The organism is Achromobacter sp. 10T422 (assembly GCF_056394065.1).
Genome location: NZ_JBFTHD010000005.1, coordinates 597,647 through 619,975, shown reverse-complemented (window position 1 = coordinate 619,975; position 22,329 = coordinate 597,647). Strand labels below are relative to the sequence as shown.

19 protein-coding genes are annotated in these 22,329 nt (G+C 64.7%); 12 read left to right on the top strand and 7 right to left on the bottom strand.

Going from position 1 to position 22,329, the window contains the following annotated elements; translation table 11 throughout:
* From AC1DB0_RS16415 to AC1DB0_RS16405, 3 genes are all read right to left on the bottom strand, one after another.
* The coding region (locus AC1DB0_RS16415) for a T6SS effector BTH_I2691 family protein (protein WP_476758705.1) at positions 1 to 2,473 on the bottom strand (2,473 nt) is incomplete at its 3' end.
* Positions 2,470 to 3,405 carry a hypothetical protein gene (locus AC1DB0_RS16410; protein ID WP_476758542.1) on the bottom strand — a complete coding sequence of 312 codons (936 nt, stop codon included), beginning with the start codon at positions 3,403 to 3,405 and terminating at the stop codon, positions 2,470 to 2,472. The genes AC1DB0_RS16415 and AC1DB0_RS16410, both read right to left, overlap by 4 nt.
* The gene (locus tag AC1DB0_RS16405) at positions 3,405 to 5,402 is read right to left on the bottom strand and encodes a type VI secretion system Vgr family protein (protein WP_476758704.1); all 1,998 of its coding nucleotides are present in this window, start codon (positions 5,400 to 5,402) and stop codon (positions 3,405 to 3,407) included. Before AC1DB0_RS16405 ends, AC1DB0_RS16410 begins: the two co-directional genes overlap by 1 nt.
* Before the next feature lie 416 nt (positions 5,403 to 5,818).
* Here AC1DB0_RS16405 and AC1DB0_RS16400 point away from each other — a divergent pair, with 416 nt between their 5' ends.
* From AC1DB0_RS16400 to AC1DB0_RS16375, 6 genes are all read left to right on the top strand, one after another.
* Positions 5,819 to 7,090, top strand: a complete 1,272-nt coding sequence (locus AC1DB0_RS16400) for a carboxylesterase family protein (RefSeq protein ID WP_476757302.1) — start codon at positions 5,819 to 5,821, stop codon at positions 7,088 to 7,090.
* 109 nt (positions 7,091 to 7,199) lie between these two features.
* Positions 7,200 to 8,147, top strand: a complete 948-nt coding sequence (locus AC1DB0_RS16395; RefSeq protein ID WP_054422067.1) for a Bug family tripartite tricarboxylate transporter substrate binding protein — start codon at positions 7,200 to 7,202, stop codon at positions 8,145 to 8,147.
* Positions 8,148 to 8,308: 161 nt separating this feature from the next.
* Positions 8,309 to 9,697, top strand: a complete 1,389-nt coding sequence (locus AC1DB0_RS16390; RefSeq protein ID WP_427946834.1) for an amidohydrolase — start codon at positions 8,309 to 8,311, stop codon at positions 9,695 to 9,697.
* 289 nt (positions 9,698 to 9,986) lie between these two features.
* Positions 9,987 to 10,964, top strand: coding sequence for a Bug family tripartite tricarboxylate transporter substrate binding protein (locus AC1DB0_RS16385; protein WP_175171276.1), 978 nt, complete (start codon positions 9,987 to 9,989; stop codon positions 10,962 to 10,964).
* Positions 10,961 to 11,878, top strand: a complete 918-nt coding sequence (locus tag AC1DB0_RS16380) for a BMP family lipoprotein (RefSeq protein ID WP_476757301.1) — start codon at positions 10,961 to 10,963, stop codon at positions 11,876 to 11,878. Before AC1DB0_RS16385 ends, AC1DB0_RS16380 begins: the two co-directional genes overlap by 4 nt.
* 156 nt (positions 11,879 to 12,034) lie before the next feature.
* Positions 12,035 to 12,838 carry an aspartate dehydrogenase gene (locus tag AC1DB0_RS16375; protein ID WP_054422071.1) on the top strand — a complete coding sequence of 268 codons (804 nt, stop codon included), beginning with the start codon at positions 12,035 to 12,037 and terminating at the stop codon, positions 12,836 to 12,838.
* Here AC1DB0_RS16375 and AC1DB0_RS16370 read toward each other — a convergent pair whose 3' ends face one another.
* Together AC1DB0_RS16370 and AC1DB0_RS16365 are read right to left on the bottom strand one after the other, a co-directional pair.
* Entirely contained in the window at positions 12,839 to 14,671 is a 1,833-nt protein-coding gene (locus tag AC1DB0_RS16370; RefSeq protein ID WP_476757300.1) for an ABC transporter ATP-binding protein/permease, read from the bottom strand.
* A gap of 128 nt (positions 14,672 to 14,799) precedes the next feature.
* Positions 14,800 to 15,687 (bottom strand): LysR family transcriptional regulator, encoded by an 888-nt coding sequence (locus AC1DB0_RS16365; protein ID WP_175171279.1) that lies wholly within the window; start codon positions 15,685 to 15,687, stop codon positions 14,800 to 14,802.
* A gap of 181 nt (positions 15,688 to 15,868) precedes the next feature.
* Between AC1DB0_RS16365 and AC1DB0_RS16360 the strand changes: the two genes are divergently transcribed.
* The 5 genes from AC1DB0_RS16360 to AC1DB0_RS16340 all read left to right on the top strand — a co-directional run bounded on the left by AC1DB0_RS16360 (position 15,869) and on the right by AC1DB0_RS16340 (position 18,945).
* Entirely contained in the window at positions 15,869 to 16,705 is an 837-nt protein-coding gene (locus tag AC1DB0_RS16360; protein ID WP_476757299.1) for an amidohydrolase family protein, read from the top strand.
* Positions 16,702 to 17,691: a tripartite tricarboxylate transporter substrate binding protein gene (locus AC1DB0_RS16355; protein WP_427946842.1), complete on the top strand. Its 990-nt coding sequence runs from the start codon at positions 16,702 to 16,704 to the stop codon at positions 17,689 to 17,691. Before AC1DB0_RS16360 ends, AC1DB0_RS16355 begins: the two co-directional genes overlap by 4 nt.
* A gap of 141 nt (positions 17,692 to 17,832) precedes the next feature.
* The gene (locus tag AC1DB0_RS16350; protein WP_054422075.1) at positions 17,833 to 18,213 is read left to right on the top strand and encodes an RNA-binding S4 domain-containing protein; all 381 of its coding nucleotides are present in this window, start codon (positions 17,833 to 17,835) and stop codon (positions 18,211 to 18,213) included.
* Positions 18,213 to 18,575: a translation initiation factor Sui1 gene (locus tag AC1DB0_RS16345; RefSeq protein ID WP_346550909.1), complete on the top strand. Its 363-nt coding sequence runs from the start codon at positions 18,213 to 18,215 to the stop codon at positions 18,573 to 18,575. The genes AC1DB0_RS16350 and AC1DB0_RS16345 overlap by 1 nt, the downstream gene beginning before the upstream one ends.
* A gap of 16 nt (positions 18,576 to 18,591) precedes the next feature.
* Complete coding sequence (locus AC1DB0_RS16340; protein ID WP_476757298.1) at positions 18,592 to 18,945, top strand: DOPA 4,5-dioxygenase family protein; 354 nt, start codon at positions 18,592 to 18,594, stop codon at positions 18,943 to 18,945.
* 155 nt (positions 18,946 to 19,100) lie between these two features.
* Here AC1DB0_RS16340 and ppk2 read toward each other — a convergent pair whose 3' ends face one another.
* Entirely contained in the window at positions 19,101 to 20,336 is a 1,236-nt protein-coding gene (gene ppk2, locus AC1DB0_RS16335; protein WP_476757297.1) for a polyphosphate kinase 2, read from the bottom strand.
* A 202-nt stretch (positions 20,337 to 20,538) separates the two neighbouring features.
* Between ppk2 and AC1DB0_RS16330 the strand changes: the two genes are divergently transcribed.
* Positions 20,539 to 21,138, top strand: a complete 600-nt coding sequence (locus AC1DB0_RS16330) for a hypothetical protein (protein ID WP_476757296.1) — start codon at positions 20,539 to 20,541, stop codon at positions 21,136 to 21,138.
* Here the strand turns inward: AC1DB0_RS16330 and AC1DB0_RS16325 are convergent.
* Entirely contained in the window at positions 21,113 to 22,303 is a 1,191-nt protein-coding gene (locus AC1DB0_RS16325) for a trans-sulfuration enzyme family protein (RefSeq protein WP_054422078.1), read from the bottom strand. The two genes, AC1DB0_RS16330 and AC1DB0_RS16325, sit on opposite strands and share 26 nt — an antisense overlap.
* Between the last annotated feature and the right edge of the window lie 26 nt (positions 22,304 to 22,329).

The following is a 22,329-nucleotide window of genomic DNA, read 5'->3' as shown; positions in this document are numbered from 1 at the left end:
CCGCCGCAAAACTCCCCACCCCATCCGCCACCCCTCCCAACGCCGCTATCACTCCCCCTGCCTTGATCAGCGTCTTCCCCATCCCAATCGCCCTGGCCACGGCCCCACCTTCTACCGCCGCCACCCGTCGCATGAACGGCTGTACGCTCTCCGCGCCAATCCTCAGCGTCAATCCACCCGCCTCCACTCCTGCACCCAGCAACCCCACCCCCGCCCCATACAACGCGGCCATCGCTTCAGGGTGCCTTGCCCCAACCGTCTCCCGCGCCGCATCCAGGCTGGTTCGCACGCTGTCATGCAGGAAATACAAGCTGACCAGCGATAGCGCGCCATAACCCGACCCGACCGACAATCGCTTCAGACTCGTCAGGCCATTCTTGGCGAACTCCTGCGCGTGCGCCGCGCTTAGTTCCAGGCCTTTCAGCAATTGCGCAGCCGGGGCTTCCAGGTTCTTCATACCGGCCGAGATCTTTCGCATTGCGCCGTTTGACACCTTGCGGGCCGCATCTTCTGCTTGGCGGACGACCCCTTCCACGTGGCGCGCCGCGTTCTCTACTTGATTGCCCGCGACGGTCTTAAGGGCGTTGATTCGCTTGTGGACGTCTTCCGCACTGCCTTCGACCCACAACGTCACGTCAATCAACGTGTTTCTCACCGCTGGGTCCGGGATGCTGATCAAGCCTGCGAAGACGAACGCGCGCACGCGCCGGCTGGCGTCTTGTTGCAGGGACTCGCCGACGCGTTGCAGCTCTTCCGCGCAGATGGACAGCAATTCCCCCACCGTGAGTTGGATCACGACTTGGGTCATCTGCGCCTTGCGGTACAGCCATGTCCCGCCCACGTGAACCGCATCGACGGCGGACTTTGCACCCGCGCTCAGGTGTTGATGCAGGCGCTTGCTGGCGCCGTGCATGGCGGTGAGCAGTTGGTCGGCGGCGTCGGCGGCGCGGCCTTCGCGCCATGCGCCGATTTCCTTGCTGCTGATGATGCTTTTGACGGCATCGAAGTATTTTTTGCCAGCGTCGTTAGCCACCGCCCCTGCGCCGAAAATCGGCAGAAACGTGGTTTGCAGAAAGGTTTGATGGCCGTTCAAAGCCAGATAGGCAGCGCTGTTGGGATCGCTTAACAGCCCCTGCCACGCGGTGCCTGTTGGCCCCAGCGTTTCGGGTTCATTCGATGCGGGATCAGACGCCGGCATGGCATCCGTGATGCCTCCATCCAAACACGCCCCCACCGTGATCAAGCGCAGTTGCCGCGAACGTTCATCGGTATCGGAATAATCCATCGCCACGATGCGCTTCCACGCCGCGCTGCCGATCACCTGCGCCCAATCCTTGCCATACGCATCGATGTCGTGTTCAAACCGCTTGATGTCCCGGTCGTACCGCGCCTGAAAACTTGCCCGGCCGTGGCGGCGAGGTTCGGTGGGCGGATTCGTTTCCCAATAGCGTTCCTTTAATCGTTCCACGCGATCGGTGATCTTGTCTTGCACACGCTCTTGCCGTTCACGTGCGGGGTCCCAGAACACGGGTGGCGTGCCGGACTCGCTGGGCATGATGTCGAGCAAGGGTGTGGGGCTATCCAAGGTCTCRGCRTCGGCCTSTACGGCGTACAGCTGCTGAATCGCCAGCAGGCATTGCGAGGTCAGGTACGCGTAGCGGCGCTCCGGCTCTTCGGACCACAATCGCTTTTGCGTGTAAGCGGCCAGGCGGACGTTGTTAAGTTCTTCWGCCATGCCGATCGGGTCAGGCAGGATCAAGCCGCTCACGCCTTGCGGCAAGCGGTGTTGCCGTTCCATCAACGTCAAGTAGTTGCGCATGCCTGCGGCTTGCGCCAAACGTGATGACCAGCCATGAACGCTGCCGAAGTCGTCGACGCCGCTGGCATATTCCGCCACGTGCTCGTTCAACAGATGCGTATGTTCCAAGGCCAGCGCGGTGCCGCCGGCCGTGGGGTCTTCCCGCAGCTTCGGCAAATCTACGATGACAAACCGCTGGGGGTAATCGGCATTCAAGCCCTTGCCCGACTTGTACGCATCCAACACTGATGTCGGCCAAGGGTCTTGCGAATACGCGACCCAGGCGATTTTGTATTTATCAATGTCGATACCGATGAAGGACGCGGGAAGATTGTGCGCCGCCTGAACGCAGCGCTCGGCCAATGGCGCAGGCTCGGCGCGCGGCATTTCATAAGGGTTGAAATGCCGCATATGGCCCGCATCAGTCACTTGATAGGCATGCCAGACCCTGCGATCCAGCAGCACATACACATAGCCCTTGCGCATGATGCGCAGCGATTCTTGCAGACCGGAATGCGACAGCGCACCGCGCGTGCGTAAGAACGAATTTTTAGCCACCACCGCTGGACGCAGCAGCAGGATCGGCACGCCGTTGCGTTCACAGGCGTTGCAGCTGCCGGGCGGCAGCGGCATGGTTTCTTCGACGATGTCGATGAGCTGTTGGCTGAGCGTCATGCGCTTTCCCCCGTTTCGTTCAGGTAGGCGGCAATGCGGCTCCATGCCACGTCACCGTATGCGGCCAGTACGCCGGATGCGTGTCCGGGCGTCGCGCGAACCAATGCGTCACGCAACGGTTCAAACCTCAGCAATTGCGGATGGATCGTCTCTTGATGCAGGGCGAGCGCGAGGAGGTCATTTCTATCCGTGACGCCGCCTTGACGCGCCTGCCGTATCAGGCGGAATGCCAATGCCGCGGCCTGCGGCGGTAGCAGCGTCTTGCCTTGCCATCGTCGTGGCGCGAACGGCAACGGCGCTTGCAATGTTCGGCGCCATGCCGCAAGCAGCAACGCGATCAGCGGCGCCTCGCCCTGCGCCTCACGCGCAATCGCGGGTACAAGGGATGACGCGCCCGGCGCACCGCTCACCATGGCGATTTCGCCCCAGCTGGTCGGCAGCAACCATGCACGGATCGGCCACAGCGCACTGCCCAGCGAATCCGCCATCGATGCCGCCAGCAGCTCCAGGCGCAACGGTTCGAACCACGGCGACACGCCACCCGAGGCGCTGGCGGAAAACGTTAAACATCGCGCCGCGATGTGCTCGGCCAAGGCGTCGGCGGACAGCGGGCTCAGCAAACACCCGCAGCCATATCGCTTGCGATAGCCGGTCTCGGTCAAAGCAAGCCGTTCCGTAAGAGCCAGAAGATCCGCGGCAGGCGCGAGCCCCGGCCCGGCGAATCGAACCAGAATCGGACACGCCCCAACCGTATGCGCCAGGTCCGGCCTGGGGACGCTGACAAGCGCGTCATCCCCCAAGGCAGCGGCCAGCGATGACGGGCTTAGTGGATGATCCGGCGCACAACCCGCCAACGGATCGACGAGCAGATAAACAGAATCTTCCGGCGCTCTGTGCGCGGCGATTCGTTCCGCGATGACTGAGGCGGTCATCACGAACGTTCCTGGCAATCCGCCAACAGGCCTTCAACTGCCTGGCCTGCCATGGAAACCGAGTTGCCAGCCCCGCCCGATTGCGAGATGGGGCCCTTCAAGTTGATTGCCACGCCTTCAAAGGTGATGCCGCCGCCATCAATCGTGATCGTCCCGCCCGGCCCCTTTATGACGGCGCGCTCGGCAGACTGCAATTCATACACCACCGTCTTACGCGCAATCCGCTGACCCGCATGCAGCTGATGATGCCCCTGCACGGTGTGTTCCACATTCCCACCGGTTTCAATCCAGTGGTTCGCCGCGGTCTTGTCACGCCGGTTATTGCCGACATCTTCAGTCCGGTCCTTGCCCGTCATCACCGTGTGATTACGCCCGATCGTCAGAAAATCATCCTGGCCGATGTCGTGACGCCGGTCGTGCCCGATGTTCACTTGTTCATCGTTACCCACGGTTTCCTTGCGATCGTGGCCGATCACGATGGTCTCGTCGTGCTCCACCTGCTCGCTGCGGTCATGGCCGACGAAGGTGGTTTCGTTGTGGTTCACATGGATGTTCTGGTCTTTCTGGGCATGAACGTAGATCTCTTCCTGGTCCCGTTCGTCTTCAAAACGCAGCTCGTTATAGCCATCGCCCTTATGCGTCTGGCTTTTGATCGTCATGCGCGTTTTGTGACGCGGCAGTTCATACGGCGGCGGGTTGATCGACCGATGTGTGCGGCCCGTGATGATCGGCTGCGAACTATCGCCATCCAGAAAGCTGACGATGACTTCYTGCCCGATACGCGGAATGGCCATGTGGCCCCAGCCCGCGCCCGCCCAGTTCTGCGAGACGCGTATCCAGCAGGAGCTGTGTTCGTTGTGCTGGCCCAGGCGGTCCCACGGGAATTGCACTTTGACGCGGCCATAGGCGTCGCAGTAGATCTCTTCGTTGGGCGGCCCCACCACGCTGGCGATCTGGGGGCCATCGACYAGCGGCTTATAGCTGGGYTCGGGCTTCCAATCGACYTTGTCGGGCACGATATCGGCCGTGTAGTGATAGCGCGTGCCGTGTTCCGCGCCCGCGCTGTCTTCTTCCTGGCTGGTGTGCTGCACGCCGTGATGGCGCATGCGCACGGGCCGCCAGCCGTGGTTCCAGTCKTCRCGCGGGTGGCCGGTCAGGTCAAACGCCACGCCGGGTATCARRCGCGCATCGTCGCCTTCSACTTGCGCCATGCGCGCATCGCGGCGCAGGCCCAGCAGCCGGCTTTGTGTGAAGGGCTTGCCGGCTTCGTCGCGCTTGTAGCGGCCGGGATAGTCGTAGCGTTCGTAGCGGCGGTCTTGGTGTTGMARGTCTGACGCGAYGTGCGTGTGYTCTTGTTCGTACTGCGGGTGCGTGTAGGTGTAGTCGCGCTGGGTCTGGCGGGCGGTGCGCAGCTGCTCGGTATAGGTGAAACGATGCAGCGCGGGCTGAGCCGGGTCGCCGCCTGACAGCGGCACGTATACGACCGGGCCGCCAGCGATTTCGCCGTGGATGTAGATGCGGTCGCCGTGAATCAGCCGATGGATTTTCTCGGTATGTTCGTAGCGATGGAAGTAGCCTTCTTCGGCGGCCAGCCGGTTCAGAAATGCCAGATCGGTTTCACCCGCCTGCACGCAGTATTCGCGGGGCAAGTGCTCGTTCGTGGTGATCTGTTCGTAGTCGGTGATGCCGTGGCGCTTCAATACATCAGCCAGAATCTCTGGCACGGACAGCTGCTGAAACACACGCCAGTCCGAACACAAGGCCGCGCGCGCAAGTGATGGCTCGACCACGGCACGGTAGCGAGTGCGCCGAAGTCGATGGCGGGGTTGAAGCTGGATAGGTCCAATTCCAGCCGATAGGTCTCGGACAGCGCCTCGTCCAGCGTGAATTCGATGACGTCGAAGTCCAGACCGCGGCCAGAGGGCGTGAAGGTGAAGCGCAAATCGGATTGGCGGGGCATGGCGGCATCCTGAGCAAAGGCGCGGTGAATCGCGCAATACCGGACTAATGCAACATCCGTGCCAGCTTTCGCATCACGCTTTTAACGTCAATGAAATCAACGACATACACCGAATCCAGCAACACCATGCAAACCGCCGTAACCCGTTCTCCGCTGAAAACAGCACGTTTGCCGCGAAAATCGGGCCAGTTTTGACTCGATAATTTTCAAGCTCTTGATTCATAAGCATTTATCGGCGGGTCAAATCTGGCCCGATCGGGTCAAATTTGGCCCGCGCACGGGGAGACCTGCCTTACTGGCCGTACTCCACACGCCATTTCCACCAGCCATGCGCGTTCCGCATGGCCCCGTTCAAAACCGGCATATCCGCTACGCCCCTTTCGTCCCTACCATGAGTTCCACCGATGCGGCGCATGCCGCCGGTCAACACCACAACAACACAAGGGGCAGGACATGAGTGAAACCGTCCAGGCGGTGCTACGGGCTGGCACGCTGACCGGCGTACGCGATAACGACGGCGTCTGCCGCTACAGCGCGATTCCCTATGCGCAAGCGCCCGTGGGCCGTTTGCGCTTTGCGCCGCCCGAACCCGCAACGTGGCGCGGAGACCGCGACGCCACCCAGCCGGGACCCATTGCGCCGCAGATTCCGTCGCGCTTGCGCGGCGCGATGGGCGACTTCGACGTGCCGCAATCGGAAGACTGCCTGCATCTGACCGTCTGGACGCCGGGCGCCGACACCGCGCGGCGGCCCGTCGTGGTGTGGCTGCATGGCGGCGCATGGCAAAGCGGTGGCGGCGCGCTGGACTGGTATGACGGCGCGCGCGTGGCCGCAAGCGGCGGCATCGTGGTCGTGGCCGTGAACTATCGGCTGGCCGCGCTGGGATGGTTGTATGTGCCCGGCGAGACGGCCAACGCCGGCCTGCTGGATCAAGAGGCCGCCATTGATTGGGTGTTGGACAACATTCAAGACCTGGGCGGCGACCCAGAGCGCATCACGGTGATGGGACAGTCGGCGGGCGCGTCGTCGATCTGCGCGATGCTGGCGCGGCGGCCGCGTTTCTCACGCGCCATTCTGCAAAGCGCGGCGCTGGGCCGGGGCTTTCGCACGGCCGCGCAAGCCGAAACGTTGGGTCGCGCGTTCTTGCAGGCGGCCGGCGTTGACTCGCTGGAGGCGGCGCGCGAACTCCCGGTGTCCGCGTTGCTCACCGCTCAGCAAGCCCCCGCCGTGGCCGAAGCGTTGCAAGCCGAAGGCAGCCGCCGCAGCCAGTTCTGCCCGGTCCTGGACGGACACGTGCTGCCGCAAGACATTGCGCCGGCATTGAAGGCAGCAGCGTCCCGCGCGGATGTGCTGGTGGCGTACACCCGCGACGAGATGGCCGCCTTTCCCGGCCACGCGGCGGATGCTGCTGGCCGCGAACAAAGCGAACAGGTGTTCGGCGCGCCGTCGCGGCAATGGGCCACGGACGCCGTTGCGCTGGGCCGGCAAGCATGGCTGGCCCGTTTCGACGTTGCGCCCACATCGCGCTTTGGCGCCTGCCATTGCATTGAACTGCCGTTCGTCTTCGGCACCGTTGACGCTTTCGCCGCGGCGCCCATGCTCGCCGGGTTGCCCGGCAGCCACGCTGCGCAATTGACGCGGCTGACACAGAACGCCTGGATCGCATTCATCCGCGGCGATACGCCCGGCTGGCCCATGGCGCCACATCAGCAGATTCTGGCCTGAAGGCGGGCGGACAAGGGTCAAAGCTCACGTTCACCGCCCGAAGTTGCAGCCTGAGTTCATAGCTCGAATGCACCGACGCCGCACACACCAACAACACAAGGGGAATTCCATGTTCAAGCAAACCGCGCTGGCGCTTGCGCTGCTCGCGCCATTGGCCGCTCACGCCGTCTATCCCGACAAGCCCGTCAAGATCATCGTGTCCAACCCGCCGGGCGGGCCGGTGGATGTGATGTTGCGCGTGTTGGCCAGCAAACTGGGCGCGGCCTGGGGGCAGCCCGTTGTGGTTGAAAACCGGCCGGGCGCCTCGGGCATCATCAGCACCAGCGCGCTGGTGAAGTCCGCGCCCGACGGCTACACGCTGGGCATGGTGGTGGCGTCCACCGTCACCATCGTGCCGTTCGCGGTGGACAGCCTGCCGTTCGATACGCAGAAAGACTTGCAGCCCGTGTCGCTGGTGGCGCGCACGCCGTTCATTTTCATTGTTCCGAAAGACAGCCCCATCAAGTCCTGGGATGACTTCGTCCGCGAAAGCAAGACGCGCAGCTTGAGCGTGGGCTCGTTCTCCATTGGCACGGCGTTTCATCTGGTGTGGGAGCAGACGGCGCGGCGCGCCGGCATCAAGGCGCTGTACGTGCCGTCGTCGTCATCCGGCAAGACGCAGAACGATTTGATCGGCGGCCAGTTGGATGTGGGGCTGGATGCCCCGTCCAGTTCCAAAGGCCTGATCGATAGTGGCCGACTGCGCGCGCTGGCCATCACCAGCCCCGAGCGTTTCGGCGGGTTGCCCGACACGCCCACACTGAAAGAGTCTGGCTTGAACTACGCCCCGCAGCCGTGGATCGGCCTGATGGCGCCAGCGGGCGTGCCGAAGGACCGGGTCGCCCTGATCCAGAAGTCTGTCTCGGAAATTCTGAAGGAACCCGCCATGCGGGCGCAGATGGAAACGCTGGGCATGATTCCCATCGGCAGTACGCCGGACGTGCTGGCCGCCACGATTGAAGCGGATCGCGCCGAGATGGCGCCCTTGATCAAGGAGCTGGGCATCAAGCTGCAATAGCGCATTGCGCCCTCTACATCGCCAACGCCGCCTTCGCGAAAATTCCATCGGCCGGAATCAAAACGCGCCGATTTTAAGCATCCGTAACAAACACGCCGGCGGCGTGGCGCTTGGGTAAGATCCTCACCCAATAACAGGTTAACAACCACGAGGAGACCCCCATGCAAGCACGCAAGACGCTGTTCCGCCTGGCACCGTTGGCGCTGGCCGCCCATCTGTTGATGGCCGGCCCCGCCGCCGCGCAAAGCGCGCCCGGCACGCAAGGCCCGTTGCCGCCCGCGCCCAATGCGGCGCTGTCCGAACAGATCGACCAACGCGCACGCGCCATCGAAGACAAGCTCATCGCCTGGCGTCGCGACATCCACCAACACCCCGAACTGGGCAATCAGGAAACGCGCACGTCCAAGCTCGTCGCCGACCATCTGCGCGCGCTGGGCATGGAGGTGAAGACGGGCGTGGCGGGCACGGGCGTGGTTGCGGTGCTCAAGGGCGGCAAGCCCGGCCCCGTGGTGGCGTTGCGTGCCGACATGGACGCGCTGCCCGTGAAAGAACAGGTTGACGTGCCCTTTGCGTCCAAGGCCAAGGGCACCTATCTGGGCAAGGAAGTGGACGTGATGCACGCCTGCGGCCACGACACGCACACGGCCATCCTGATGGCCACGGCCGAAGTGCTGGCCGGCATGAAAGACCAATTGCCTGGCAGCGTGAAGTTCATCTTCCAGCCCGCCGAGGAAAGCCCCGCCGACTTCGAACCCGACGGCAAGAAAATCTGGGGCGCCAAGATGATGGTGCAGGAAGGCGTGCTGGAAAATCCGAAGGTGGACGCCATCTTCGGCCTGCACGTGTCCAGCGCCTATCCGGCCGGCTGGCTGTCGTGGCGCAGCGGCCCCGCCATGGCCGCGGCCGACCAGTTCTGGATCGACGTCACCGGCAAGCAGACGCACGGCGCGCGGCCGTGGTCGGGCATCGACCCCATCGTCGTCAGCTCGCAAATCATTCTGGGCTTGCAGACCATTCCCAGCCGTCAGATCAACAGCATGCTGGAGCCGGCCGTCATCACCGTGGGCGCCATCCATGGCGGCAACCGCATGAACATCGTGCCGGACAGCGTGGCCATGACGGGCACCATCCGCACGTATGACGAAGGCATGAAGAAGGACATCCACCAGCGCATCGCCCGCACCGCTGACATGATTGCGCAAAGCGCAGGCGCAAAGGCGGATGTGCGCGTGGTCGAGCTCTACAACGCCACCGTCAACAACCCCGCGCTGACCGAGAAAATGGGCTCCACGCTGCGGCGCGTGGCGGGCGAAGGCAACTACGGCCTGCAACCGAAGTCCACCGCATCGGAAGACTTTTCGTTCTATCAGGAGAAAGTGCCGGGCATGTTCTTCTACCTGGGCGTCACGCCCAAGGGCACGGATGTGGAGAAGGCCGCGCCGAATCACTCGCCGCGATTCTATGTGGATGAATCGGGCTTGATCAACGGCGTGCGCGCGTTGTCGAACCTGACGGTGGACTACATGGCTCACGCGCAGCAAGGCGGTTGAACTTGCGCGGGTAAGCCGTCGAAGACGCGTAGTACGACATGTAGTACGGCATGTAGTACGGCGGGTAGTACGGCGCGTAGTACGGCGCGTAGTACGGCGCGTAGTACGGCGTGTAGTACCGCATGTAGTACGGCATGTACTACCCGCCAGCCCCCTGCCCGCCGCCCCATCGTGCGGCGGGCAGGCATAACGCATAAGCAAACGGCTACAAATTCTTTGTCAGCCGATGTGCGGTTTTCTACAGTACGCCCCTTTGCCGCCCGCGCGGCGGCTCTGTAGAACCCACGCCATGCCGATTTCCCGACGAAAATTCATGCTTGCCAGCACGCTGGCGCTGCCCTTGGCGCGGCCGCGCATCGGGCGTGCGTCAGCTTGGCCCGACCGCCCTATCCGGCTCGTCGTCACCTTCCCGCCGGGCGGCGCAAGCGACATCGCGGCACGCATCATCGCGCCCGTTCTGGCTGAACGATTAGGCCAGCCCATCGTCATCGAGAACAAGCCGGGTGCAGGGTCCACCATCGGCGCAAACCTGGTTGCGCAAGCGCCCGCCGATGGCTACACGCTGCTGATGTCGAACTCGGCGCCCTTGTCGATTTCACCCGCGCTGCTGCCGCAAGGCGGCTATGACGCGATTCGCAGCTTTCAACACGTTGCCTACCTGGGCGCGGTGCCCACAGCGTTTGTCGTGCACCCGTCGGTGCCCGTGTCGGACTTCGCGCAACTGACCGCGTGGATCAAGGCGCAGGATGCGCCCGTGCAGTACGGCAGCGGCGGCCTGGCGTCGGTGGGCCAGATCGTCGGCGAACTCTATGCCCAGCAAACCGGCGCGCCGCTACAGCACATTCCGTACAAGGGATCGGGAGCCATGCGGAATGATCTGCTGGGCGGACAGATCCGCTTTGCGGTAGATGCGCTGCCGCAGAATCTGCCCTTTCTGAAGTCCGGCCAATTACGGCTGTTGGCGGTGACCACCGAGCAGCGCGTGCCGCAAGCGCCCGGCATTCCCGCCGTGGGCGAACTGGGGTATCCGGGATTGATCGCGGAGAACTTCATCGGCGTGTCTGGTCCGGCCGGGCTGCCCGACGCGGTGTCGCAACGCTTGAATGACGAGATCTCGCACGTGCTGGACACCCCCGACATCCGCAGCAAACTGGAAGCACAGGGCTTTGTGCTGAGCCACAAATCGCCTGCGGAATTCACCGACTTTGTGCGTCGGCAAGCGCAGGCCTGGGGACCGGTCGTGCGCGCAACGGGAGCCAGCCTGTGAGCGCACGCCGCATCCTCGTGCTGTTCGGCCATGCGGGCCGCGGCGGCTTTAACGAAGCCGCGGTAGAAGGCGCGGCGCGCGCCGCTCAGGCCGGCCTGCCTTTGCAAGTGGAATGGATCGCGGACAACGACATCGCCGCGCGCACGGCCCGCCTTGCGCAGCTGTGCACGAGCCACCCCGACCTGGTCGTCGTGCATGGCGGTCAGGGCGATGGGCCGGTGGCGGACGTGGCGCCGCGTTTTCCCGGCACGCAATTCGCCATCACGCAAGGCCATCACACCGCCGCCAACGTGGCGTCGTATGAAATCCTGCAAGAACACACCGCCTTTCTTGCGGGGGTGCTGGCCGGTTTACGCGCGGCCAATGGGCGCGCCGCGCATCTGTCGGGCGAACGCGTGCGCCCGGGCCTGAAGGGCCGCGCCGCCTATGCGGACGGCGTCAGGCGCGTGACGGGCCGCGACCCGCTGACCGCGTTTTGCGGCAATCAGCACGACCCGGAACTGGGTGCGACGTGGACCCGCGCTTTGGCGGGACGCGGCGCCCGCGTGGTGTTCGCCATGATGGACGGCGGACGCGATGGCGTGACGCGCACGTGCCGCGATACCGGCGTGTGGCAAATCGGAAACGTGCTGGACTGGGTGGCCCGCGACCCGCAGGTCTATCTGGCCTCGGCCCTGGCCGACTCTGGCTTATGCGTCGAGCGTGCGGTAGCCGACCATGCGGCGGGCGCGTTGGCGGTGGGCCGCGTCACCCGCTACGGCCTGGAAGAGGCGGCCGCGTTACGGCTGGTGCTGGGCGCCAAGGTGGGCGCGGAAGAACGCCGCACGCTGGATGACTGGGCGGGCAAGCTCGCATCCGGCGACGTCCACGTGGCGAACGACTACGCGGGCGCAGAGTTTGCGTTGTCGGCGTAGTCTGGCGCTGAGCGGGCTGCCCGCATTGCGGCCATTCCGCATTGACGCCCGCGCGGGCGCTGGATAAAGTGGCCGGCAACCTTGCGCCATCGGTGTCGATGGCGTTTTCTTTGATGCAGGGCTCGCGGTGCGCTGCGGCCTCATACGGGACTCTCCATGAACAACATCCGCGTCGGCATTGCCGGCTTCGGCGCCATCGGCCAGGCCGTGGCGCAATCCCTGGATGCCGGCCTGCCCGGCCTGTCGCTTGCCGCCATCGGGGTACGCGATCCCAGCGCCGCCCCCACCGTCGCGTGGACGAACGCCGCGCCGCGCTTCACCACCATTGACGCCTTGCACGAGTATTGCGACGTGGTCGTGGAATGCGCCCCCGCCGCCGTATTCCGCAACATCGCCGAACCCGTGCTGCGCGCCGGCAAGAAGCTGGTGGTGCTTAGTTCAGGCGCCCTGCTGCGCAACGATGACCTGATCGAACTCGCCCGCCAGCATCATGGCCAGATCATCGTGCCGTCGGGCGCCATCCTGGGGCTGGACGCCATCACCGCCGCCGCCGAAGGCGTCATCCATTCCGTCACGATGATCACCCGCAAGCCGGTGCAGGGCCTGCTGGGCGCGCCCTACCTCACCGACAACAACATCGACATCGCCGGCATCACCGAACCGCGCCTGATCTTCCGCGGTTCACCGCGTGAAGCCGCCATCGGCTTTCCCGCGAATTTGAACGTGGCGGTCAGCGTGTCGTTGGCCGGCATCGGGCCCGACCGCAGCACCCTGGAAATCTGGGCCGACCCGTCGCTGGAACGCAATGTGCACCGCGTGGAAGTCGTGTCTGACGCCGCCACGTTCTCGATGGAAATCCAGAACATCCCATCCGCCAACCCCAAGACGGGCCGCATCACCGCACAAAGCGTCGTCGCCGCCTTGCGCAAGCTGTCAGGGCCGTTGCGCGTAGGCACCTGATCAGGCCGCCGCCCGCAGTGGCGTTCCCGTGGCGGGCGGCGCCATCGGGCCGGCCGTCCAGCCACCCGCGCCATCCAGGTCCAGCCGGTGCGTATGAAACGGGTCCAGCGTGCTGCGATGCCCCACGCTGACCAGCATGCAATCAGGTAAAGCGCTGCGCAGCAGGCTGTACAGCATGTGCTCAAGCCCTTCATCGGTAGCGGATGTGGCTTCGTCCAGGAACACAATGGCTGGCCGGTTGAACAGCACGCGCGCAAACGCCACGCGCTGCTGTTCACCAATGGACAAGATGCGCGACCAGTCCGCCACCTCGTCCAGGCGCGCGCTTAAATGCCCCAGGTTGACTTGCCGCAGCGCATCGGCCAGCCGGGCGTCATCTTGCGGCAGGGCCACCCCCGGATACGCTACCGCGCTACGCAAGTCGCCCAAGGGCAAGTAAGGCCGCTGCGACAAGAACAAGGCCGACGCGCCTTCCGGCCGCCGCACATGGCCTTGCGCATACGGCCACAGCCCGGCAAGCGCACGCAGCAATGTCGTCTTGCCGCTGCCCGACGGGCCTTTGATCAGCAAGGTCTGGCCGGGACGCAAGCGCAGATTCAAGGTGTGCAGCAAGACGCCCCCATCAGGCCGGCGAACCGTGACGCCATTGATGTCCAATCCATCAGGCAAGGGTTCCGTCTGCACCGACGGCAAGGCGCGCGCCGCTTCGTTGGCGTCAAGAAACCCATTCAGACGGTCCAGCGTGGCGCGGTATTGCGCAAAGGTGTCGTACGACGTGCGAAAGAACGACAACGCGTCCTGCACCTGCCCGAACGCTTGGGACGTTTGCATCACGTCACCCAGCTTGATCGCGCCGGTAAAGAAGCGCGGCGCCTGCAAGATGAACGGAAACACCACCGCCACCTGACTCACCGACAGGTTGAAGCCATCGAACTTCAAGCCCCGGTAAACGCGCGCCCACAAGTTGGCGATGTAAGCGGTGAAACGCGTCCACAGGTTGCCGCGCTCGACGGCTTCGCCTTGATAGAACGCGACGTTCTCGGCGTTCTCACGCAAGCGCACCAGCGCATAACGGAAGTTAGCCGTGAGCCGCTCTGACAGGAAATTCAGTTTGATCAACGGCCGTCCGATCTTGAAGGCAAACCATGTGGCGACGATCACGTACAGGAATACGACAAACACCATGGCGCGCGGAATCTCCACGCCCGCCACCGTCAACGGGCCTGACAAGCCCCACAAGATGCCCGTGAACGCCACCAGCGACACCAGTGCGCTCAACGCGCCGATAGCCAGCGTGCGTGAACCCGTCACGAACATCGTGATGTCTTGTTCGATGCGCTGGTCGGGGTTGTCGACCGGTTCGTTGACGAAGTGGCCACGGTAGTACGCGCCCGCGCCCAGCCAATCGCGCGTCAGGTGGTCATTGAGCCAGACGCGCCAATGGATATCAAAGGCCTGGCCCGCGTAGCTGTCGGCCAGCGTGCGCACCACATGGACCGTGGCCAGCACGGCGAAGATGCCCAGAAAGCGCCAGAACGCGCTCTGGTCCAGCGCTTGCAGCGCGCTGTAGAAGCCGTTGTACCAAAACGAGAACAGCACCGTCATGCGCACGGCCGCCATCGCCAACAGCAGCAGCAACGCCAGCGTCAATAGCGGACGCCAGCTGCGGCGCGGGGTCAGATAGGGCCAGGCCAGGCGCCAGAACTTGCGCCCCCAATCGGTGGTGCGCGCAAGCACCACGGCAATCACCGCCATGGCGACGGCGGTGATGCCGAACGCGCGCGCCAGCCAGATTGCACTTTCCACAAGTTGTTGTTGCCAGTTCAGATCCATGGACACCCCCATCGTCGTTTCTGGTTAGACGGGGCGGGCGTGCCGGGTTCCGAAGAAAATGCCGTTTTAAGCCAGGCTTAAGCGTTCTGGCAGGGCAACTGAATGCGCAGTGAAAGCCAGCACTGTAATCAGCGTGCGGCCAGGTCCAGGTTGGCGAACATGTCGGCCAAGGTGGGGACGGAACGGGCGGGCCAGATGGCGCTCAGGTCGAAGCTGGGCAGCGTCTGCCCGTCGCGCACGTCGCAGAAACGCACCCCGCCAAAATTCATGGTGCGTATCCAGCTGGGCAACAAGGCCACGCCGCAACCGCCCGCCACGCAAGACAGCACTGTCAGCGTGCGGTTCGCTTCTTGGGCAACGTGCACATCGTGGCCGCCCTTGCGCATGGCATCCAGAATGCCCGCATAGAACGCGGGCAATTGCGCTTGCGGATACATCACCAGCCCGGCTCGCGCGATTTGCGCCATCGACACCTTGCCGTCTTCGGCAACGTCGAATTCGTCCGGCACGGCGGCTACCAGCCGGTCGCGCAGCAGTTGCCGTTCGCGCATGCGTCCGCCCACCGCCACCGGCGTATGCATCAGGCCGATATCGATCTCGCCCGTCTGCAAGGCTTCGGCTTGCTCGGCGTTGCTCATCTCTCGCAAGATGACGCGCACGCCCGGCGCTTGGCGGCGCATCTCGCGCAAGGCGCGCGGCAAGGTATCGAATAGCGCCGACGACACCAGCCCCACCGTCAACTGCCCGGCACTGCCCCGCCCGATCTCGCGCGCGCGGTGCGCTGCGGCGTCGATGCGCGCCACGCTGATGCGCACGTCTTCCAGAATCGCCAATGCCGCCGGGGTGGGCGCGGCGCCCTGGCGCGAACGCTCGAACAGCCGCACGCCCAGGTCTTTCTCCATGCGGCCCAAGGCCTGGCTCAAGGCGGGCTGCGCGATGCCCAGCCATTCCGACGCGCGGCTGACGCTGCCATGGTCCACCACTGCCAGGAAGTACCGCAGGTGCCGGGTTTCCATATCGTTTCGATATATATAAAGCCGATTTAGACAATGGAAAACTATACCCCGAGTTCCTAGAATTCCGGCTAATAGAAGCGCGTTGGGCCACGCCGCCTAAGCGAATAGCAGCCCTTGGCACCGCCCGCCGCAGAGAACAGAAGCGCTGGTCCACGCCCGGCGCCAAGAACAGGAGACCGCCTTGCCCCCGCATTCGACCGGCGCCGCCGTCGACACCCACGCGCACGTGTTCCGGCCCGGTTTGCCCCTGGCTGACGCCCGCCGCCACACCCCCGATTACGACGCCACGCCCACGCAGTACCTGGCGCTGCTGGATGCGCACGGCCTCTCTCATGGCGTGCTGGTCCAGCCCAGTTTCCTGGGCACCGACAACCACCACATGGTGGACGCGTTGCGCGCGGCGCCCGATCGGCTGCGCGGCGTGGCCGTGGTGTCCCCCGACATCACCGACGCCGCGCTGCAAACGCTGGCCGACGCCGGTGTCGTGGGCATCCGCCTGAACCTGATCGGCCTGCCCGCGCCCGAGCTGCACGCGCCGGCCTGGCAAGCCTTGCTGGCCCGCGTGAACGCGTTGGGCTGGCACGTTGAAGTCCATCTTCAAGCCCAGCGCCTGCCGGACGTCATGCCCACCCTGCTGGCGGCGGGATGCCGCGTGGTGGTGGACCACTTTGGCCGGCCCGACCCGGCGCTGGGCGTGTCCGACCCGGGCTTTCAGTATCTGCTGCAACAGGCGGACAGCGGACGCGTCTGGGTCAAGCTGTCCGCGCCGTATCGCAACTGGCAGGCCCCGGCTTGCGCGGCTTCGGGCTGGCTGGCCACGCAACAACTGCTGCTCGCCTTCACCCCCGAACGTTTGATGTGGGGCAGCGACTGGCCCCACACAGAGCATCGCCACGTGGCGTCCTACCCTGCCGCACGGCAGTGGCTGGACGCGTGGATCGACGACCCCACGCAACGGCGCATCGTGCTTGCCGATACGCCGTTGCAGCTATTCCAATTCCAAGGAGACAAAAAATGAACCCTCTGATCAAACGCGTGGCGCGCCGTGGCGGCTTGCTGGTTGCCGCCGGCCTGTTGGCGGGCGCCGCCAGTTCGGCGTCTGCCGCCTATCCTGAACGCGCCGTCACGCTGGTGGTGACCTATCCGCCCGGCGGCACCGTGGACGTCGTGGCCCGCTTGATCGGCCCCAAGCTCGCAGCCGAACTCGGCCAGCCCGTGGTGATTGAAAACCGCGGCGGCGCGGGCGGCATGATCGGCGGCGCGGTGGTGGCCAAGGCGCAACCCGACGGCTACACGCTGATGCTCGACGCCTCCAACCATGCGCAGAACCCCGCGCTGCATTCCAAGATGCAGTTCGACACACTGACCGCGTTTGCGCCCGTCTCGCTGCTGTTGCGCGTGCCGAACGTGCTGGTGGTGACGCCTACGTATGAAGTGAAAACGGTGGCTGACCTGATCAAGCTGGGTCAGCCCGGCGCCAAGGATCACGTGTACTTTGCGTCGGCCGGCCCCGGCTCGGCGCAGCATCTGGCGGGCGAATTGTTCAACCTGCTGGCCAAGACCCAGCTGCAACACGTGGCCTACAAGGGCGGCGGCCCGGCCATGATCGACGTGATGTCGGGCCAGGTGCCCGTCATGTTCGCCAGCATGGGTTCGGCGTGGCAGCACGTGAAGAACGGCAAGCTGCGCGCCGTGGCCGTGGGCGGCCTGGAACGTTCGAAGACCGCGCCCGATCTGCCCACCATTGCCGAGTCCGGCGTGCCGGGCTACGAGACTTATGAATGGAACGCGGTGTTCGCACCGGCCGGCACGCCGCCCGCCATCGTCGACCAGGTATCGCAGGCGCTGGCGAAGGTACTGAAAGACCCGGCCATTGCCGAACAATTGGCCGGCATTGGCGCCGAGCCCATAGGCTCGACCCCGGCCGAACTCGATACGTTCCGCCGCGCCGAAATTGCCAAATGGCAGCGCGTGGTGAAAGAAGCGAATCTGAAATTGGATTAAGCCGCGCGGGCGTACACGCCCGATGAACGGAGTTTGCACTGGCGCCCTGCGGGGCGCCATTTTTTCGCCGGGCGACGCACGGGGCTATCATTGCGCCTTGGGCAAACGCATTGCAGACCGCACATCGCAGAGAGCAGCAAGATGGACAAGATTCGACTCGACAAATGGCTGTGGGCCGCGCGCTTTTACAAGACGCGCAGCCTGGCCGTGCAAGAGATCGGCAAGGGCCGGGTCCTTGTCAACGACCAAGCGGCGAAGCCCGCGCGCGAAGTCGCACCCGGCGACCGCATTACGATCCGCAAGGAAGACCCGGCGCTACAGGTGCAGGTGGTGGCCGTCAGCGGCGTACGCGGCCCCGCCCCCGTCGCGCGCCTGCTCTATGAGGAAACCCCCGACAGCATCGCCGCCCGCGAACGTGCCGCCGAAATGCGCCGCCTGGCGCCCGAACCGGCGCTAGGCATCGAAACGGGCCGCCCGACCAAGCGCGACCGCCGCCTGATCGATCAGATGCGAGGCAAATGATGAAGCGCAGTTCAAGCGGCGGGCTGGTCTATTCCACCGAAAGCGGCCGCATGTGTCCCGAATGCCGCCAAGCGCTGGCGCAATGCCAGTGCAAGCCAGCCGCGCGCGCCGTGCCTGCGGGTGATGGCGTGGCGCGGGTCTCGCGCGAGACCAAGGGCCGGGGCGGCAAGAGCGTCACGCTGGTGCGGGGGTTGGCGCTGGAACCGATGGCGCTTGCGGTGCTGGGTAAGGAATTGCGCACGGCCTGCGGGTCGGGCGGCACCGTGAAAGACGGGGTGATCGAAGTGCAAGGAGACCACTGCGACCGCATCATCGACGCACTAACCACCCGCGGCCACCGCGCCAAGCGCGCTGGCGGCTGAACCTGACGAGACGACCATGAATGATCTGGCGGTAAACGGCGTGGCCAGTTGGCACGCGCATGTGTACTTCGACGCGGCCAGCCGCGATACCGCGTATGCGTTGCGCGAACGGGTGATTGCGCAGTTCGACGGCAAGATGGACATGGGGCGCTTTCATGAGCTCCCCGTCGGCCCGCATCCCCAATGGAGCTACCAGATTGCGTTCCCCCCGGCGCACTTCGCCGAGATCGCAACCTGGTTGACGCTGAACCATGGCGAGCTGGATGTCTTCATGCACCCCAACACCGGCGATTCACTGCGCGACCACCGCGACTGCGCAGTGTGGATCGGCCGCAGCTACACGCTGAATCTTCAGGCGCTGGGGGCTTGAACGAAGGCGGACTGAATACAGCCGCTTGAACCTAGGCCGCTTGAACGTGGCCAGCTTGAACTTGGCCCGCTTGAACTTGGCCCGCTTGAACTTGGCCCGCTTGAACTTGGCCCGCTTGAACTTGGGCAGCCTGATCACAGGCTGCCCAACTTGCTTTACAGCGCACGCCCCACGATCAGCGAATCCAATGCCATATCGGGTTCGCTGCTTTTGCCTTCATACGGCAGCCGGCTCAGCACGTAGCGCATGGCGTTAAGGCGCGCGCGCTTCTTGCAGTTCGACTTCACCACGATCCACGGCGCGTCCGCAGTGTCCGTATGCGCAAACATCGCTTCCTTGGCGCGCGTGTAGTCATCCCATTTATCCAGCGACGCCAAGTCCACCGGGCTCAGCTTCCATTGCTTGAGCGGGTGCACTTTGCGTTGCAGGAAGCGGCGGCGCTGCTCTTCCTGGCTGACCGAGAACCAGAACTTGATCAGGTGGATGCCGCTGGACACCAGATGGCGTTCGAAGTCAGGCACCTGACGCAGAAAATCCAGATACTCCTGCTGCGAGCAAAAGCCCATGACGCGTTCCACGCCGGCGCGGTTGTACCAGGACCTGTCGAACATCACGATCTCGCCCGCCGTGGGCAGGTGCTGCACATAGCGCTGGAAGTACCACTGGCCCTTTTCGGTATCAGACGGCTTTTCCAACGCGACCACGCGTGCGCCCCGCGGGTTCAGGTGTTCCATCATGCGCTTGATGGTGCCGCCCTTGCCGGCCGCGTCGCGCCCTTCGAACAGGATCACCACGCGCTGCCCGGTCGCTTTGACCCAGGCTTGCAGCTTCAACAATTCCACCTGCAGCTGGTACTTCTGCTTTTCATAATTGCGGCGCAGCATGCGATGGCGATACGGATAGATGCCTTCGCGCCAATCGGCGGCCAGCTCTTCATCAGGATTGCGGCGGCTGCCCGGCACTTGCGCATTGGCGTCCAGCAGCGCGCGATGCACGGCGCGCGCATCGTCCGCCGACAGTTCTTCGATGACCGAACGCAGCGCGTCGTGCGCCTGCGTATCCGCGCCGACGGTGTAGCGGCGCGCAATGTCCGACAGCACCGACACCGCTTCCTGACGCGCCGCATCTTCGCGCGCGGCGACTTTCTTGCGCGCCTGCAATGCCGGCTCGATGGCAGGCTTGTCGCCCGGTTCAATGGCGGCATCAATGGCCGGACCCGCACCCCGCGCATTCGCCTTGACGACAGCCGCCTCCTTGGCCGGCGTGCGGCGCGAAGTCGTGCCGCTGCCTGCGCGCACCGTGCGTTTGGCGGCGCCCTGCGTGCCGCTTGCGCGCGGCTTCGCGCTGATGGCGGTGTCTGATTCGGCGGCTTGCGGTGTCTTGTCTGTCATGTGTCCAGTCCTTGCTGCGCTTGTCGTTTTGCCCACACCGGCCGGCCAGTCGCCGGCAACCTGCGAGGCAAAGGCAACACCCTAACGCGCGCCTTCAGGCGTGGATTTGACGAGAATCAAACGTTGTAACATCTATTGCGATTTCATTGCAGCCGCGCCGTCCGATACACTGCCCGATCCGCCTTCAGCCTTCATCCTTGCCATGTGGTCACGCATCAAGCGGTTCTTGATCGGCCCGCCTCCGCCCGAAGACCCTTTCCGCAAAACCGTGCGGTTCGACGACACCGGTTTCACGCGCCAGTGCGAATTGGCGCGCGCGATGGGCTTGCAGGAGTTCTGGCCGTGGAGCGATGTCGAAGAATTCGGGTTCGCCTTCAGCAAGGCGATGTTCCCCGACCCCTGGTATGGCGACTACATGGAAAGCCTGTGGTTCCTGCGCTTGCGCTGCGAAGACGGCGATCTGATGCGCGTGGATCTGGAAGAAGACCAGCTCGCCATCGACCAGCTGCCGCCCGCACTGCTGCGCCATCTGCCGGGGCTGGATGTGGACGTGCTGCGCGAAGGCCTGGCCGTGGCCGGCCGCGGCCCGCGCCACTTCGACGGCGAAGGCATATGGGTGGCATGGCGGCGCACGTCGGCCCAACCGCCTCAGTCGCCTCAGCCGCCCCACTCGCCTCAGTCGCCCGACTCGCCGCCCCACTCGCCTCAGCCGCCCGACTCGGTCGACTCGCCGAATCCGCCGACTCGCGGTTACGGCACCGCCCCCCAGCCAGACCCTACACGCGATCCAGACCCTGCTTGAGATCCGCCAGGATATCTTCCGGCGTCTCCAGGCCCACGGACAAGCGCAACAACCCTTCGGACAAGCCATACTTCTCGCGGTCTTCCGCGGAATAGCTGGCATGCGTCATCGACGCCGGATGCTGGATCAGCGTTTCCGGGTCACCCAGGCTGACGGCGATACGCGCAAGCTTCAGGCTGTTCAGCAGATTGCGCCCCGCCGCCAGTCCGCCCTTCAGCTCAAACGCCACCAAACCGCCGCCCGCCGCCTGTTGGCGCAGCGCGATGTCCGCGCCCGCCGTGCCGGCAAGACCCGGATAAAACACATCCGCCACCGCCCGATGCTCGCGCAACAGCTTGGCCACCTTCAAGGCAGATTCGCTATGGCGTTGCACGCGCAGCTCCAGCGTCTTGATGCCGCGCAGCACCAGGAACGCGGTGAACGGCGACAACGTGGCCCCCGTGAAGTAGCGCAGGCCTTGCAGACGGATGGCGTCAATGTGCTCCTTGCGCCCCACCACCGCGCCCGCCAGCAAGTCGCCGTGGCCGCCCAGGTATTTGGTGGCCGAATGCAGCACGATGTCCGCACCATGTTCCAGCGGCCGTTGCAGCACGGGCGTGGCGAAGGTGTTGTCCACGATGGTCAGCAGGCCCTTGCCGCGCGCAATGGCGGACACGGCGGCGATGTCGACCAGGCGCAAGTTCGGATTGGCCGGCGTCTCGAAATACACGGCGCGCGTCTTGGGGCCGATGGCGGCGGCCACCGTCTCGGGCCGCGTGAAGTCCGCAAACACGGCGCGCACGCCAAAGCGCGTCAGCCCCTGTGTGAACAGCGTGAACGCCGTGCCGTAGACAATCTGGTCCACCACGATTTCGTCACCGCTTTGCAGCAGCGAAAACAGCGTGGCGGAAATCGCCGCCATGCCTGAAGCCGTGACCACGCCCGCCTCGGCGCCTTCCAGCGATGCCAGCCGCTCTTCCAGCAACGCCTGCGTGGGGTTGCGCGTGCGGCCATACACATAGCCCTGCTTCTCGCCCAGGCGAATCTGGTCGAAGGCTTCGATGCTGTCCTGCGTGTAGGTCGACGTCAGGTACAAAGGCGGCGACAAAGCGCCTTGCTCATCCAGCGGGTCGTAACCCAGGTGTATGGCGCGCGTGGCGAAGCCTTGCTTCAAGGTGTCAGACATGTGAACTCCTGTCATCAGATGGCGCA

Excerpts from the sequence above, each read along its gene's own strand:
- AC1DB0_RS16365 (WP_175171279.1), bottom strand. The coding sequence starts at position 15,687 with ATGGAAACCCGGCACCTGCGGTACTTCCTGGCAGTGGTGGACCATGGC.
- AC1DB0_RS16340 (WP_476757298.1), top strand. The coding sequence starts at position 18,592 with ATGAATGATCTGGCGGTAAACGGCGTGGCCAGTTGGCACGCGCATGTG.
- ppk2 (WP_476757297.1), bottom strand. The coding sequence starts at position 20,336 with ATGACAGACAAGACACCGCAAGCCGCCGAATCAGACACCGCCATCAGC.
- AC1DB0_RS16370 (WP_476757300.1), bottom strand. The coding sequence starts at position 14,671 with ATGGATCTGAACTGGCAACAACAACTTGTGGAAAGTGCAATCTGGCTG.
- AC1DB0_RS16325 (WP_054422078.1), bottom strand. The coding sequence starts at position 22,303 with ATGTCTGACACCTTGAAGCAAGGCTTCGCCACGCGCGCCATACACCTG.
- AC1DB0_RS16410 (WP_476758542.1), bottom strand. The coding sequence starts at position 3,405 with ATGACCGCCTCAGTCATCGCGGAACGAATCGCCGCGCACAGAGCGCCG.
- AC1DB0_RS16375 (WP_054422071.1), top strand. The coding sequence starts at position 12,035 with ATGAACAACATCCGCGTCGGCATTGCCGGCTTCGGCGCCATCGGCCAG.
- AC1DB0_RS16345 (WP_346550909.1), top strand. The coding sequence starts at position 18,213 with ATGAAGCGCAGTTCAAGCGGCGGGCTGGTCTATTCCACCGAAAGCGGC.
- AC1DB0_RS16395 (WP_054422067.1), top strand. The coding sequence starts at position 7,200 with ATGTTCAAGCAAACCGCGCTGGCGCTTGCGCTGCTCGCGCCATTGGCC.
- AC1DB0_RS16355 (WP_427946842.1), top strand. The coding sequence starts at position 16,702 with ATGAACCCTCTGATCAAACGCGTGGCGCGCCGTGGCGGCTTGCTGGTT.
- AC1DB0_RS16385 (WP_175171276.1), top strand. The coding sequence starts at position 9,987 with ATGCCGATTTCCCGACGAAAATTCATGCTTGCCAGCACGCTGGCGCTG.
- AC1DB0_RS16350 (WP_054422075.1), top strand. The coding sequence starts at position 17,833 with ATGGACAAGATTCGACTCGACAAATGGCTGTGGGCCGCGCGCTTTTAC.
- AC1DB0_RS16400 (WP_476757302.1), top strand. The coding sequence starts at position 5,819 with ATGAGTGAAACCGTCCAGGCGGTGCTACGGGCTGGCACGCTGACCGGC.
- AC1DB0_RS16390 (WP_427946834.1), top strand. The coding sequence starts at position 8,309 with ATGCAAGCACGCAAGACGCTGTTCCGCCTGGCACCGTTGGCGCTGGCC.
- AC1DB0_RS16330 (WP_476757296.1), top strand. The coding sequence starts at position 20,539 with ATGTGGTCACGCATCAAGCGGTTCTTGATCGGCCCGCCTCCGCCCGAA.